The organism is Paraglaciecola sp. 2405UD69-4 (assembly GCF_047525415.1).
Lineage (GTDB): Bacteria > Pseudomonadota > Gammaproteobacteria > Enterobacterales > Alteromonadaceae > Paraglaciecola.
In genome coordinates this window covers 48,235-64,216 of record NZ_JBLIXM010000004.1, presented here as the reverse complement: position 1 = coordinate 64,216, position 15,982 = coordinate 48,235, and the positions used below count along the sequence as shown (strand labels likewise).

The window sequence follows — 15,982 nt, the reverse complement described above, 5'->3', positions numbered from 1 at the left end:
GTCAGTGAAGAGCTTTAAACACCCGTCAAGTCAGACAAGAAAAACTGATAAGCAGGGTTGTGAGTTTGCTCTTGATACACATAACCAAGCTCTGCTAGATGCTGATCAAAGCTTGCTCTGTCTGCATCAGCAATATCAAATCCAGCTAACACTAAGCCTTCTGCTGCACCGTGGTTACGGTAATGAAACAAAGTGATATCCCAGCGTTCGCCTAGAGTATCTAAAAACTTCATTAATGCACCTGGGTGCTCAGGAAACTCAAAGGAAAATAGCTTTTCGTTGATAGCCGTTGGCGGTCTGCCACCTACCATGTAACGAACATGCAACTTCGCCATTTCGTTTGCTGATAAATCAAAGCTTTGATAACCGCTAACGGTGAGCGAATCAGTTAACTGTTTAAGTTCTGTTTGGCCATCTCGTAAACGAATACCCACAAATATATGGGCTTCTTTGTCTGTGGCGTAGCGGTAGTTGAACTCTGTAATTGCGCGACCACCAAGTAAAGAACAAAAGTGTCTAAATGCACCCGTTTTTTCGGGGATTTTAACGGCAATTACTGCTTCTTTTTGCTCGCCTAATTCACAACGTTCAGACACATAACGCAAGGTATGAAAGTTGATGTTAGCGCCACATAAAATCCCAGCAAACTTTTTACCTTGTTGCGGATTAGCTTTTAAATATTTGTGCATTCCGGCAATAGATAAGGCCCCTGCAGGCTCTGCTATTACTCGGGTGTCATCAAAAATATCTTTGATGGCTGCACAGATTTCATCTGTATTAACAGTAATGACTTCATCAACATACTGCTGGCATAGCCTAAATGGTTCATCACCAATAATTTTAACGGCCACACCGTCTGCAAAAATACCTACGTGATCTAGGGGTACTGGCTTACCTGCAGCCATGGCAGCTTGCAAACAAGCAGACTCATCAGATTCAATGGCGATGATCTTAACGTCTGGCTTAAGCTGTTTAATAAATACAGCAATCCCAGCAATTAAGCCACCACCACCTACAGCGATAAACAGAGTGTCCAGATCCGGTTTTTGCTCTAATAATTCTCGAGCGATTGTGCCTTGACCTACTATGACATCTTCGTCATCGAAAGGCGCAACCATAGTGTAGCCACGCTCTTTTGACAAACGAACTGCTTCGGCTTTTGCCTCATCAAAGCTGCTACCGTGCAGCACAATATCTACATATTCACCACCAAAGTTACGCACAGCTTCTACTTTGATATCAGGGGCAGTAGCGGGCATAACAATAGTGGCTTTGATTTGTTTTTTACGGGCCGAGTGCGCCACACCTTGAGCATGGTTACCCGCAGATGAGGCTACCACGCCCTTGGATAATTGTTCCGCAGACAGCTCGCTAAGCTTGTTATATGCACCACGAAGTTTAAAAGACTTCACCGGCTGTTGGTCTTCACGCTTTAACCAAATTTCATTGCCTAAGGTTTCAGACAATTTATCTAGCTTTTGCAAATCAGACTTTACAGCTACGTCATACACCTGCGCTTGTATTATTTTTTGCAGGTATTCATTGGCAGATCGTGTCATTTACTCTTCCAATTTAGACGCATCGCGAACACCACCTTTGTCAGCACTTGTGGCTAACAAAGCATAGGCTTTTAACGCTAATGATACGTTTCTTTCTCTAGACACTGGCTTCCATGGTTTAGGACTAGCATTCATCTTGTCACGGCGCGCCTGCATTTCTTCGTCACTAATATCGATACCAATTTTACGACCCGGAATATCAATACTAATGCTGTCGCCTTCTTCAACTAGGCCTATGCCACCGCCACTTGCTGCTTCTGGAGCACAGTGACCGATAGATAACCCTGAAGTACCACCCGAGAAACGCCCATCGGTAATTAACGCACATTCCTTACCCAAGCCTTTGGCTTTTAGGTAGGTAGTTGGGTACAACATTTCTTGCATACCCGGGCCACCTTTAGGGCCCTCATAACGAATAATAACTACGTCACCAGCAACGATTTTATCACCTAAAATAGCTTCAACTGCTTCATCTTGGCTTTCAAAAATACGGGCACGGCCTGTAAATTTATGGATAGACTCATCCACTCCAGCTGTTTTTACAATACAGCCGTTTTCAGCGATATTACCGAACAATACTGCTAGGCCACCTTCTTGACTGAAGGCATGGTCGATATTACGTATACAACCGTCTTCACGGTCAGTATCTGCCGTTGGCCAGCGACAATCTTGGCTAAAAGCTTTTGTGGTACGAATACCAGCTGGTCCCGCTTTATAGAACTCTAGTGCATGTTCATTTTGACCATTAGCGATATCCCACTTGCTGATTACATCACCTATACTTGTTCCCAATACATGAGGTGAATCAGGATGTAATAAACCAGCACGATTTAACTCAGCTAATATGCCAATAACGCCACCGGCTCTGTGTACATCTTCCATATGATATTTAGGGGTAGACGGCGCTACCTTACATAGATGCGGCACCTTACGAGATAGCCTATCAATATCACCAAGGGTAAATGGAATTTCACCTTCAACTGCTGCAGCCAATAAATGCAAGATTGTGTTGGTTGATCCACCCATAGCAATATCTAAACACATAGCATTTTCAAAGGCTTTGAAATTAGCAATATTACGAGGTAAAACAGATTCGTCATCTTCAGCATAATAACGGCGACATAACTCAACAATTTGCGTTCCGGCTTGTTTGAATAGGCCTTCACGGTCAGCATGTGTGGCTAGCATTGAACCGTTACCCGGCAAAGACAAACCTAATGCTTCGGTTAAGCAGTTCATAGAGTTTGCGGTAAACATACCAGAACACGAACCACATGTTGGGCAAGCAGAGCGCTCAACCTGCTCACTGTCATCATCACTTATGTTATCGTCAACACCTGCCACCATGGCATCGACTAAATCGAGCTTAATTAGTTGGTCAGAAAGCTTGGTTTTACCTGCTTCCATTGGCCCACCAGACACAAAAATTACCGGTATGTTTAGGCGCATTGAAGCCATTAACATGCCTGGGGTGATTTTGTCGCAGTTTGAGATACACACAATAGCGTCGGCACAATGGGCATTTACCATATACTCCACTGAATCAGCGATAATCTCCCGTGAAGGTAAACTATAAAGCATACCGCTGTGACCCATAGCGATACCGTCATCCACAGCTATAGTATTGAATTCTTTTGCAACACCACCTGCTGCTTCTATACTACGAGCAACCAGTTGCCCCATATCTTTTAAATGAACATGCCCCGGTACAAATTGGGTAAATGAGTTAGAGACAGCAATAATGGGTTTATTAAAATCACCATCTTTCATCCCTGTTGCGCGCCATAGTGCGCGGGCACCCGCCATATTGCGGCCTTGAGTACTGGTGGCTGAACGTAATTTTGGCATTATTTCACTCTTAATTAATTGTCTAAAACGAATTATAGGTAACGACTGATGCTTTATCTTGTTAACAAAAAACCCCTCGTACTTTCGTGCGAGGGGTTTAGTAGTCTAAAAAGGTATAACCACTATCCCCGCGATGTAATAATCACCACCAATAATGTCAGGTAATTTGTTTTTACACTGGGCAGAAAAGAATAGGGCATTAGATTACAAGATTTTTATATCATCACTGGGGTATAGAAATATCACGAAGGTAACAAGCTGATCAAGCATTGCTATATGCCATTTTAGAGGATCATATATTCAAGATGGACCATTCATAACTTCAATAGATTACCATCATTTAAATTCTATCTATTTATCCATATTTAAAGACCAAGGCACAATAAGCAATAAATATTTATTACTCGCAAAATTCTAGGTTAAGACTAGCCTTAAGATATCAATTAAATAAGCAAATGGAGTGGCTTATGTCTTTAGCAATTGTTTATTCTCGAGCCAGTGTGGGTATAGAAGCTCCTTTGGTGAGTGTCGAAGTTCACCTAGCGAATGGACTACCGTGTTTTAACTTAGTTGGTTTGCCAGAAGCATCGGTTCGCGAAGCTAAAGATAGGGTTCGCAGTGCCTTAATTAACTCTGGATTTGAATTCCCTGCCAAACGTATTACTGTAAATCTGGCCCCCGCGGATTTACCCAAAGAAGGCGCGCGTTTTGATTTAGCTATTGCCATTGGCATTATTGCCGCCAGTAGTCAATTACCTGAGCATTCATTACAAAATATAGAATTAGTGGGCGAGTTAGCACTTTCTGGCGAGATTCGTTCCATCAAAGGGGCATTACCTTTTGCTTATGCTAGCCACAAAGAAAATAGAGTATCGATACTTCCCGCAGTCAATGCCGCAGAAGCCTCACTCATTGAAGGAGCGCAAATTTTCGCAGCTAATCAATTACTAGATGTATTTCATCACATTAGTGGACAAAAAAATCTACACTTCTATCAAGCTGAGTTTACCCAAAGAACCCTACACTATGAAAACGACCTGCAAGATGTAGTGGGGCAAGCTGGCGGTAAACGTGCACTAGAGATAGCCGCAGCTGGCGGCCACAACCTATTATTTACAGGCCCCCCAGGCACAGGAAAAACCATGCTAGCAAGTCGTTTGGTTACTATTTTGCCGCCAATGTCTGATGAAGAAGCCTTAGCTTCTGCAGCTATCCATTCCATCGTTGGGAAGCCCGTAGACCCAAGTACCTGGAAACAAAGAAGCTACCGGCACCCTCATCATACTAGCTCGGCGGTGGCTTTGGTTGGCGGCGGCAGTATCCCTCGCCCAGGGGAAATATCATTGGCCCATAATGGAGTGCTATTTCTTGATGAGCTTCCAGAATTTGATCGTAAAGTTTTAGATGTACTCAGAGAGCCTTTAGAATCTGGCTCCGTAAGTATTTCTCGGGCAGCGAGACAAGCTCAATTTCCGGCACGTTTTCAATTAGTTGCAGCCATGAACCCTAGCCCAACTGGCAGTTTACAAGATGGCCGTAGCAGCAGCGATCAAGTATTACGCTACCTCAACCGTATTTCGGGGCCGTTTTTAGACCGTATCGATCTGCAAGTTGATGTTCCTAAGCTGCCAAATAATGACTTTTCTGAACAAGTTAAATCTAGGGGAGAAAACAGCGATACTGTGCGAGCTAGAGTAGTTAAAGCCCACCAATTACAAATTAAGCAAAGAGGTAAGCCTAATGGGCAACTTGGCAGCAAAGAAATCGAAAAATACTGTGCTTTAAGCCAAGCCGACCAAATATTTTTACATAATGCGGTAGAGAAATTAGGGCTCTCACTGAGGACTTATCATCGCGTACTGAAAGTAGCGCGCACCATAGCGGATTTGGCAAACTGTCAACATATAGAAAAAGCTCATTTAGCTGAAGCTTTACATTACAGGGCGTTTGATAGGATGTTAGCTCAGCTAACTAACAACTAAAGGTTGGACGAAAAAGTACTAAAACTGCTGAGGCTCAAAAATCATGACTAGCATCTTTGATTAGAGCCTCAAAGAGTTAGCATCACTCTCCAATTTCTTGTTTTAGATACTTAAACAGCTCTCTTGAAGCCTTAGGGGGCTTGTTCTCAGCCTTTTGTTTATTAGCTTGGCGCACATACTGTCGTAACTTTTGTCTATCCAGTATGGGGTGCTGTGCAATAAGCTCTTCAATTTTACTGTCGCCCTCAGCCAAAACCGCGTCACGAAGCAATTCAAGTTCATGAAATGCGTCATTTAACTTTTTATGGGCCGACTTAATGTTAAACATTGCCTGTTCTATAGGTGCAATGTCTTGATTACGCATAATCTTGCCAATCAACTGCAATTGGCGACGATAGCCTTCTTTTTTACGCAAAATTTTACGAGCCAGCATGACTGCTTCAAGCAGTTCAGTCTCCATAGGGATTTTGGCTAAGGATGACTGCCCAAGGTGAACAAGGGACTCTCCTAGTTTTTGTCTCTCAAGCATTTGCGCTTTTATTTGCGTTTTACTGAGGTGTTCTGTGTCTTCTGCTACGTCAAACTCATCTTCAACGTCTTTGTTTCTTTTAGGTGCAACCATGGCTTTATCTTTAGTGATACACTAGTGAAGATTGTAACCCCCAAAGCAAGAATAAACTACAGGCAAAATCATTCATAAGGGTTTGAACCCAATATGATTGCATAAAATGCTTGAAACATAGCCGAAGGTTGATAACGAAGGTCTCATGCAACAACAATTAACAGAAATTCAAAATATCGTAGAAGACGTCTTAAAACTCGCAAAGCAGAAAGGCGCAACACAAGCTGAAGCCAGCATGTCTAAAGTTGAAGGTATAGCCGTCTCTTCACGACTCAAAGAAGTAGAAACGGTAGAGTTCACTAACGATGGTGGTTTAGGTATTACTGTTTACCATGGGCAGAAAAAAGGCAGTGCATCTACTGCTGATTTATCACCAAAAGCTTTACAACTTACAGTAGAAAAAGCCATAGAAATAGCCAAACATACCAGCGACGATCCTTGCTCTGGTCTTGCTGATAAAGCTTTAATGGCGTTTGACGCTCCTGATTTAGACTTGTACCACCCTATAGAGTTGGATACTGAAAAAGCCATTGAACAGGTTATCGCTGCTGAAACCAGCGCTTTGAATGTCGATGAGCGTATCACCAACTCTGATGGTGCATCATATAACGCCAATCTAGGTACAAAAGTTTACGGCAATAGCCATGGCTTAAACGTGGGCTACAATAGCAGCCGTTATAGCTTAAGTTGTGTGGTTATAGGTGAGCAAGATGGCGATATGCAACGGGACTATAGCTATACAGTCGGCCGAGAAGTTGCTTCGTTAGCTAGCCCAGAACAAATTGGCCAAGAAGCAGCTAAATTTACACTAGACCGCCTAGGTGCCCGTAAAGTAAAAACTTGTAAAGTACCGGTATTGTTTGACCGTGAAATAGCCTCTGGGTTATTTGCTCACCTGATTAGCGCTATAAGTGGTGGCAGTTTATACAGGCAGTCATCTTTTATGCTAGACAAGTTGGGGCAACAGGTATTGCCTGACTGGTTTGAGATCAATGAAAAGCCGCATTTGTTAAAAGGCTTAGCTAGCTCGCCTTTTGACCATGAAGGTGTCAAAACTCAAGATATGAATATCATTAGTCAGGGAGTGCTCAACCACTACTTATTAACTAGTTATTCTGCTCGTAAACTAAAAATGCAAACCACTGGGCATGCAGGTGGGATCCACAATTGGTTTATCAAGCATACTGGCGAATCGGACCAAGCCATGTTGCAAAAATTAGGAACAGGTTTACTTGTTACTGAGCTAATGGGACAAGGGGTAAATATTGTGACTGGTGACTATTCGCGGGGAGCAGCAGGTTTTTGGGTGGAAAACGGCATAATTCAGTATCCAGTTCACGAAATTACTATTGCCGGTAACCTCAAAGACATGCTGATGAATATTGTAGCGATTGGTAAAACCCAAGAAACTCGAGGCAGTATTCAAACAGGTTCTGTGTTAATTGAAGAAATGCAGATTGCAGGCGAATAGCTTTAAACCTTAGCTAATTCAAAACATTTACGCCTTAAGGCAAAGGACCTAAAAAGCGCAATACAAAACAAGGCTTATGGTTTACAGCACCGGGGGTAGAAATCCAGGATCCAGTGACTTGGAACTTCTCCCCCATTGATGTCATTAAATTTCCATCAACATGAGCGCATATCAGAGTATGGGCGCCTCTGGAGCCGATATATAACCTTGATAGCCATCCACTCTTAAAGAGGTAAAGTGCTGTAACTGCTCTTTATCTTCTATACCCGTGATAATGACTTCAATATTCAGCCCTTTTGCTATGTTAACTAATGCTCTACACATTTCATTGCCATGATCTAACTTTTCATAAAAAGCAAAAGACTGATCCAATTTAATGTAGTGGGGCTGTATTTTCTGTAAATAATCCAGTGACCCCATTTGCCGGCCACAGTGATCTATCCCTATTTTGGCGCCATTTAAGCGAATAACCTCAGCTAATTTATGACACTGTTCAAAAGAGCCAATTAGGGCTGACTCGGGAATTTCAAACAACATCAAAGAAGCATATTGAGAACGGCTTAAAAACTCTTGCAACCAGGGGACAAAATCTGGTTCTTGAAGACTGTCATGGGTTAAGTTAATAGCAATAGGCTCGTTCGTTATGCTTACGAAATTCTGTTTCTCTATGGCTGCTAATAAACACCTATCGAGTTGCCCACCTAAGGATAGCAATTCAATGAAGGGCATAAATTCTGAAGCATTAATAACTTTATCTTCAATATTTAAGCGGCAATACAATTCTCTTTGCATAATGGCATCTGATTGCATGTTGTTGACTGCTTGCCACTGGAAGGTGAAGTCATTGTTGTTAATCGCTTCTAAGAGCTTTGAGCGCCACTGTTCCCTGTTGAATTTCTGAGGTTGCTCGGCATCTATCCAGTGACTGACTTTGCCTTCTTTACGAGCCTGTTGTAATGCGTTATCAGATTGGGATAACAGGTCAGAAGGTTGCATATCAGCAATCCTCTGGCTCACCCCTAGAGAAAATCTAGTATTGGCAATGCAACCTGCTTTGGTAATTTCTTGGTTGATAATTCTTATCAAGGTTTGCAAGTAAGTTTCAACTTGATGATGTTCGGCTTTGGTAAGTAAAAACGCGAACTCAGTGTTGGTTATTCTCGCTATCACCCCTTCAGCTATGTCTGGTAGCTCTTCTTTTAACCTTGCTGATAACACCTTGATAATTTGATCTCGGCCTTGGTAACCGTACTTGCTATGTATGTCATCTAGCCAGTCAAAGCTAGCTAAGATAAGTGCACCGTATCCTGGCTCGTTCAACCAGTTGTTGATTTGCGCTGATAAATATTGACGGTTGGGAAGCGTAGAAACTTGGTCGACTAACTTATCGTATTTTAACTCGTTGACTTCTTGATCTAATGAAGTAAATACTTGTTTTAATTGTCCAGACATTGAATTAACGGCATCGACTAAATCCTTCAATTCAGAGGTTTTGGGTGTATCTATGGCTTCGCCAAATTTACGCTGACCAATTTCTTTAGCTTGTCTGGCTATATCATGGAGAGGCTTCAAAATGAGGTTCAGCCTAAAACGAATAATAAAAACACTCAGAATGAACAACAGGGATAAAATCATCACAGTATCATTCATCACGCGCCATAATTGTTGATATCCAAGGGCAGGGTGAGCTTCTACTTCAAGGGTAGCCAATTGCATCCAACCCGATGTAATCGTACTTTGCTTTTTCTGCACGCCAAATACATCTAAGTCAATTAGCCACTGGGGAACACCTTCAATTTTGACTGGGTTTTCCCATGTTTGTTCTTTACCGTCAGCTAACCACTTTAAGGTAACTCGGCGGTAAAAGCCGCCTTCAAATATGACATTAACTAGGGTTTCTGCGGATACTAAATCACCGGTTTCAACATGAGGTTGTAACATTAACCCTAGTGACGTCATGGTGTTATTAAGGTCAGACTCCATTTGTCTGTTCATAAAGTCGCGGGCTTGAGTAAACTGGAAGTAAACTAAGCTGATCATGACTATTAGAAAAAGTCCGAAGAGTAGCGAGTTTATTTGTCGAAATAAGGTCATAGCTTTAAAACTCCAGGTTAAGCTTAGGTTGTTTGAGTTTTGCCGTATTTATGCGCTGGCGTAAATCACGCCATCTAGTTAAGCGCGAAGAATTACCACTAGAAACACTGCTTCCTCTATCCTTGTTTAGCCATAACTGACTACCGTTAAAACTAAATATTGGTATTAGGTCATTGCGTTTTGTCGCTGGTTTTATTTCACCGTCTAAGTTGTCCAATATGACAGGAATAGAGGCTGGCGTAGCATAATAGGCAAGGACCATATGATATTGATTAAGGTTTACTGCTTTAACCATAGTGATCCTCATTTTTTCGTCAGCTATCCCCATTTCCAACAACGAAAAATACTTAGCAATTGAATAATCTTCACAGTCTCCACCGTTTGCGCCAATAAACTCAACCGGAGTGGCCCAATAATTGTTCTCACCCCATAAATCGATATCATCAATAAAATGCAACATATTAAAAAAACGATTTACTTTTTCTAACGCTTCTTGGTCAGATGAGCTTGTGTCTGACGCCATTAACTTAAGCCAAGCTTCCCCACGTTTAGCGGCGCGCTTTCCATAGGTTTCATGCAAAGAGGTGACTATCTTTGGACCATCTAGTGTACTTTTTGAGTCGGCATAAAGTACAGAGCCACAGGCCACACTTAGGGATAACACAGCCACTAACTTGCTTGATAACATTGCTGTTATTAAACCGCGGGCCCTCATGTTATCCACAAATACTTATTGGACTTGATCAACAGTGTAAATTGTCCAAATCATGTCATTTACACTCACAGTTTTACTCAGCTCTGCAATAATCCTGCGGTTAGTAGCATGGGCGGCTTCTGTACCTGAAGTATCTGCAAGGCGAGTGAATGAGTACCCTATAGAAGATATGCGCTCAGGATCAATATTGAACTCATTAACGAGAGCTAACTTGATCTCTTTGGCACGATTTTCTGACAGAACTTGGTTGTACCCTGCACTCCCTACTTTACTTGTGTGCCCTTCTATAAGTACTGTCAGATCCATATTATCTTTAAGGATATTTGCTAACTCTTCTATTTGCGGTAACCCAGAAATAGGGATTTGATAAGAGTCATTAGCAAATTTAACGTCTACTTTAATCGGCTCTACAAATGTTGTCTGGGTACCACATCCGTAATTATCTATGGTGGCGCCTAATATGGTATCTGCGCATTGCTCACGAGCTTCAATCACACCATCACGATCATGATCGTTTAAGTCTTTTAACTGTTTTACACTTGGCTCTAGGGTGATAATTTGATTACTTGTACATGCACTTAATGTCCCAAGAGTCATGAGCATTATTGCTTTTTTCAGGCTGATGATTGACCTAACAGCTAGCCACTTATTCATATTCAACTCCTTCGTCATAGTCGAGCTTTCCTTGCCATTTATCTGAACGAGTTACCCTTAATGAATCAAGTAATTGCCCTGTCGCATTTAACAATCTGTACCTAGCTCCTAGCTCATCAAAGTTCGCATCAAGGTAATCTTGACGAGCCTGAAACAGCTCATTTTCTGTATCTAATAAATCTAATAGATTTCGTTGCCCCAAAGTAAACTGTTGAAGGTAAGCTGATTGGGTTTCTTTTGACGTTTCAACATGGGTTTGAATATATTGTTTTTGTAGCCCCAGCATTTCATATGCATTCCATGCTAAGCCGTAACTTTCTGTAACTTGACGATGAGCACTGTAGTTTATCTCTTGTGCTTCAATAGTCTTATAAGCCGCACTTCGCTCAAGGGCCGCGTCTTTACCTCCTGCATAGAGGTTGTATTCCATTCGTACCATGACACTTACATCATTTCGATGGCCGCCAACATCTACACCAGCCAAACTGATGCCATCTTCTCCAGCTAGGTTATTATCAGCATTCGCTTCTAAATCTAGGTAAAACTTGGGGTAATAATTTGATTTAACCGAACCACTGTATGCTCTAGCAGCTTTGATATCTTGTTGTGCAGACTTAATCACTGGATGTCGCTCTAGAGCGAATATCAAACCGCTTGCTTTATCCTTAGGTAACATATCTGCATCTGGTACAGGCATGACTAAATCATCAGGTGGAACGTTTGTGAGCCTAATGAACTCAGTTTGAGCGTCGCGATAATTGTTACGTGCTGAGATCAAATTAGATTGAGCACGTGCTAGTCGCCCAGTAACTTGGGATAAGTCTGCGATACTGCCTAAACCAGAATCTGTACGCTCTTTTATCTGGTTGTAAATATCTTGATGAGAGGCTACATTTTTTTCAGACAAAACCACTAGCTGTTCTGTTTTCAAGCAATTTAAATAGGCTTGGCTAACAAACAAGGCTAAATCTTCAGCTGTACTAATTAAGGTCCATTGCTCCGCACTAGCTTCAAATTTGGTGCGCTTAACTTCACTTCTGGTGAGCATGCCGTCAAACAACATTTGTCTTAAGCTAACACCAAACTCACCACGCTTTAGCTCTGTTGTGCCGTCGTCGACTCCAAAATTAGTCAGGCGGTTTGCTGGCGTATCTGTATATTCGTAACCATATCCTGCTGTGATATCTATAGTTGGTAAATATCCACCAGTAGCACGATCCACATCCTCTTCTTTTGATTTAAACCGAGCAAATGATTGGCGGATATCTGGGTGGGTATCTAAAGCAGTAGCAACAGTTTGCTCTAGACTCGCTGCATACGAGCCATTAATGTTCAAAATAGCTTGGCATAACAATAATGTAATTATTTTTACACGCATTCTGAATATTCCCCTATTCATGAAAGTCCCATATATTGTTGTTTTTAGTATTGAACGAATTATCGTTCACGAAGCGCCGCTTCATTAGCTCGTAGAAGAGGGTTTAAAATATACTCTAATATTGTTCGCTTACCTGTAATAACATCTACACTAGTCATCATGCCAGGTATTATCGGCATTGCCTCCTGATCCTTGTTCGTAATACTTGACGCATCCGTGCGAACCCGAATTAAATAAAAGTGATTACCGTCTTCATCTTGACTGGTATCGGCACTAATGTGCTCAACCTTACCTGTCAATCCACCATACCTTGTAAAATCATATGCGGTAACTTTTACTATGGCGGGTAGACCTGGGTAAATAAACCCTATATCACTAGGTTTAATTTTCGCCTCAACCATTAATCTGTCTTGGGTTGGTACTATTTCAGCGATTGTCTCACCAGGCTTTACAACACCACCTAAGGTATTAATATGTATGGTTTTAATAGTACCAACAACGGGTGATAAAATTAACGCTTTTGTTACCTTGTCTTGCGCGCCTACCTGAGATTCGTTAATACGCGATAACTTGTTTTGCAGCTCATTTAACTCAGCTCTTAATTCGGTTTTATAAGTTAATGCAGTCTCGCGGCGATTTAAAATCGCCTCTTGAAGTGCAGAACTTAATTTAGGAGCCAATAATCTCACACCATCTAGCTCACCTTTAAGGTCATTAACGCTACGTTCAAGTTTGTATAGTTCGATTTTTGATACTATTTGCTTTTCAGCAAGAGGGCGAGTTAAAGCGAGTTCTTTTTTAGCCAGATTGTAGCTAATACTTAAGGTATTAACGTTAGATTCTAGTTCTGCAACTTCTTGCTCTCGCTGCTGTATTTGTTGACCTTGTATCTCTAGTTGATTGATGAGGTTATCTAAACGCCCTGAGTATTCTTCTTGTTGCTGTTGCACCATGAACTCAGCATTTACATTCAAATCATCAGGGTAAACTGGCACCTTCTTTTTAACTTCAATTTGGCGTCTCCAGTTCTCATTACTGCCAACCAAGATGCTAGATAGTTCAGCTCTCAAACGAATGATATTTGCACGTAAACCATCTACTTCTTGTTTTTGTTCTGCTAAGTTTGAGCGAAACCGGGTGTCGTCTATTCTGGCTATAGGCTGATCTTTAGTTACTTGCATCCCTTCTTGAACATACCACTGTTGCAATACCCCGCCATCTAAACTTTGAATGATTTGCACCTGAGATGATGGAATGATTTTACCTTCACCTGAGGTGACCTGATCGAGTTCAGAAAAATAAGCCCAAATGATAAAGCTCATCATAAAGCCAGCCAATGACCATATAATTAAGCGATGCAAACTGGGCACTTCGGTTAACATTGCGCCGTATACATCATCAGCCATTTCTAAATCTTGTTGGCTAATTTTCATGGCTTAACCTCAGCTTGGTTTTTACCGCCCTTAAGTTGTTTAAGCACTACTTCTTTGGGGCCATCGACAACTAACTTGCCGTTTTCTAAAACAATAATTCTATCCACTAGAGATAATAATTCTGTTTTGTGGGTAATTAGCAGCAACGTACGGTCGGTGGCAGTTGCTCTGATTGATTTTATAAACTGCTGTTCGGCACGGGCATCTAAGCTGGCAGTAGGTTCATCTAACAACAATATCCGGGGGGTATTTAAAATAGCCCTAGCCAGTGCTATTGATTGACGTTGACCTCGGGATAGTGTGCTACCGTTTTCACCTACTTGTTGGTCAAGCCCTTGGCTATTATGATCAGTAAAATTACTAACACCTGATAACTGTACTGCCCTAATTAGCTGGTATTCGGTAACCTGCCGTGTTCCAAATAAAATGTTGTCACGTATGGTGCCATGGAACAGAGTAATGTCTTGGGGTAAGTAGCCAATATTTCGGCGTAAATCACTTGGGTGTATCTGATTATGATTTAAACCGTCAAACTGAATGTTACCTTCGGTTGGCTGGTACAAACCCAATAGCAATTTGGCTAATGTGGTTTTTCCGGAGCCGTTGCGACCCACAATAGCGACTTTTTCACCCTGCTTAATTTTAATAGACATAGGGTTTAACACAGTTTTTTGGGTATTAGGGTAGCTAAAACTTATATTTTCAGCATAGATATTGCCGGATAAATTGGGCCTGTTGGCTAAGTGAGCCTTATCCTCAAACTCCCCTTCTTGGGTCATAAGATTATCTAGCTGTCTTAGTGCACTGATAGTTTGATTAGAGCGAGTCATCAAACCAGCAAGTTTTGCGATAGGTGATATTGCTCGGCCAGTTAACATCACTGCAGCAATGATTCCGCCCATAGAAATTAAATTATCGGAAACACGATAAACACCTAATACCACCACGGCTACAATTGAAATTTGCACCATAAAACCAGCAAAATTGATCACCGAATTAGTAATCATTTTAGACTTGAGCAACCAATTAGAGGTGTGGCCTATCATTTGTTGCCAAGCATTTTGAACTACGCCTTCAGCACCGTTGGCTTTGATAGACTCTAAGGCCCCTAAACATTCAATCAAATGCCCATGCCGTAAACTAGAAAACTTGTTACTTTCTTCAATGGCAGCGCGAAGCTTGGGCTGTGTGAATACTGTGTATCCAATGATCAATATAGAGGCAATAATAGGAAACAAAACTAAGTCTCCGGCCACAAGCCAAATACAAAACATGAACAACAGAGCAAAAGGTAGGTCAACTAAAGCTGTAATTGTAGCCGATGAAAAGAACTCCCTAACATTATCAAACTCACTAATTTGCTTGGCCATCCCCCCAATACTAGGAGAGCGTCTTTCTAATGGAATTCCGATGACTTTAGCGAACAGTTTTGAAGAAACTTCTATGTCTACCTTTTTTCCTGCAACATCAATCAAATAACCACGTAGCTGTTTTAACACAAAATCAAAAATATAGGCGATCCCAGCTCCAATCGCTAACACCCACAATGACTCAAAAGCCAGGTTGGGTACTACTTTGTCATATATATTCATTACAAAAAGAGGCGACACTAAAGCGAATATATTCACCATAATAGAGGCAATAATAACGTCTCTATATATAGGTGTTGCTCTTTGAATGTGCTGCCATAACCAATGTTTTTTAGAATCGTTGATGTATACATCAAAGTTTCTATCGCCGCGATATTGCTGCTTTATCAGAAATAAATAGCCAACAAAACTCGACTCCAACTCTTCAATTGTGAGCTGCTCTTCTCCACCGGTTTCGGGCAAAGTTACAATGGCTTTATTTTTTTCTAAATCCAGTTCTTGTAAGACACAGGCCTGTTTATCCTTCAGCATCAAGACGCAGGGTAACAGCATGGATGGTAGCTCATTTAAACCCTTGCGGGCTAATTTAGCACTAAGTCCTGCTCTAGAGGCTGCTTGAGGAAAAAGCTCGGGTGTCAAATGCGTAGCGGTAACAGGTAGCCCTGCCGTTAAAGCTTCAGCGGAGCAGGGATCACCAAAATGTTCAGTTAAAAGCACTAAACAGTCCAATAAAGGATCTGTGTTTAAACGCTGAGAAGCATTGATAGTCCACTGCGAACTAGGTTGAGCTGAAGACTGCACTGAGTTTTATTATCCTTAGATCAAATACATTGCCCAAGACTACAACTTAGTAAAC

11 protein-coding genes are annotated in these 15,982 nt (G+C 41.6%); 2 read left to right on the top strand and 9 right to left on the bottom strand.

All coding sequences use genetic code 11. The annotated features are described in order from the left end of the window. Window positions 1-14: 14 nt before the first annotated feature. Together ilvA and ilvD are read right to left on the bottom strand one after the other, a co-directional pair. The gene (gene ilvA / locus ACMUMK_RS14230; protein ID WP_414701813.1) at window positions 15-1,559 is read right to left on the bottom strand and encodes a threonine ammonia-lyase, biosynthetic; all 1,545 of its coding nucleotides are present in this window, start codon (window positions 1,557-1,559) and stop codon (window positions 15-17) included. Continuing rightward, window positions 1,560-3,407 carry a dihydroxy-acid dehydratase gene (gene ilvD / locus ACMUMK_RS14225; protein ID WP_414701812.1) on the bottom strand — a complete coding sequence of 616 codons (1,848 nt, stop codon included), beginning with the start codon at window positions 3,405-3,407 and terminating at the stop codon, window positions 1,560-1,562. A 467-nt stretch (window positions 3,408-3,874) separates the two neighbouring features. On the opposite strand from ilvD, the gene ACMUMK_RS14220 reads away from it, so the two are divergent. After that, window positions 3,875-5,389 (top strand): YifB family Mg chelatase-like AAA ATPase, encoded by a 1,515-nt coding sequence (locus tag ACMUMK_RS14220; RefSeq protein ID WP_414701811.1) that lies wholly within the window; start codon window positions 3,875-3,877, stop codon window positions 5,387-5,389. Window positions 5,390-5,471: 82 nt separating this feature from the next. Here the strand turns inward: ACMUMK_RS14220 and yjgA are convergent, their stop codons facing one another. Further along, a complete protein-coding gene (gene yjgA / locus ACMUMK_RS14215) occupies window positions 5,472-6,011 on the bottom strand; it encodes a ribosome biogenesis factor YjgA (protein WP_414701810.1) in 540 nt (179 codons plus the stop codon). Between the two features lie 145 nt (window positions 6,012-6,156). Between yjgA and pmbA the strand changes: the two genes are divergently transcribed. Continuing rightward, a complete protein-coding gene (pmbA, locus tag ACMUMK_RS14210) occupies window positions 6,157-7,482 on the top strand; it encodes a metalloprotease PmbA (protein ID WP_414701809.1) in 1,326 nt (441 codons plus the stop codon). Between the two features lie 171 nt (window positions 7,483-7,653). Here pmbA and ACMUMK_RS14205 read toward each other — a convergent pair whose 3' ends face one another. From ACMUMK_RS14205 to ACMUMK_RS14180, 6 genes are read right to left on the bottom strand one after another with little or no spacing between them, the layout of a single operon-like run. Further along, window positions 7,654-9,576: an EAL domain-containing protein gene (locus ACMUMK_RS14205; RefSeq protein ID WP_414701808.1), complete on the bottom strand. Its 1,923-nt coding sequence runs from the start codon at window positions 9,574-9,576 to the stop codon at window positions 7,654-7,656. Between the two features lie 4 nt (window positions 9,577-9,580). Further along, on the bottom strand, window positions 9,581-10,291 hold the full coding sequence (locus ACMUMK_RS14200; protein ID WP_414701807.1) for a transglutaminase-like cysteine peptidase: 711 nt from the start codon (window positions 10,289-10,291) through the stop codon (window positions 9,581-9,583). Window positions 10,292-10,306: 15 nt separating this feature from the next. Continuing rightward, the gene (locus tag ACMUMK_RS14195) at window positions 10,307-10,945 is read right to left on the bottom strand and encodes an OmpA family protein (RefSeq protein ID WP_414701806.1); all 639 of its coding nucleotides are present in this window, start codon (window positions 10,943-10,945) and stop codon (window positions 10,307-10,309) included. Further along, on the bottom strand, window positions 10,938-12,323 hold the full coding sequence (locus ACMUMK_RS14190) for a TolC family outer membrane protein (protein WP_414701805.1): 1,386 nt from the start codon (window positions 12,321-12,323) through the stop codon (window positions 10,938-10,940). The genes ACMUMK_RS14195 and ACMUMK_RS14190 overlap by 8 nt, the downstream gene beginning before the upstream one ends. 59 nt (window positions 12,324-12,382) lie before the next feature. Then, window positions 12,383-13,756 (bottom strand): HlyD family type I secretion periplasmic adaptor subunit, encoded by a 1,374-nt coding sequence (locus ACMUMK_RS14185; RefSeq protein ID WP_414701804.1) that lies wholly within the window; start codon window positions 13,754-13,756, stop codon window positions 12,383-12,385. Further along, window positions 13,753-15,927, bottom strand: a complete 2,175-nt coding sequence (locus ACMUMK_RS14180) for a type I secretion system permease/ATPase (RefSeq protein WP_414701803.1) — start codon at window positions 15,925-15,927, stop codon at window positions 13,753-13,755. Before ACMUMK_RS14180 ends, ACMUMK_RS14185 begins: the two co-directional genes overlap by 4 nt. Between the last annotated feature and the right edge of the window lie 55 nt (window positions 15,928-15,982).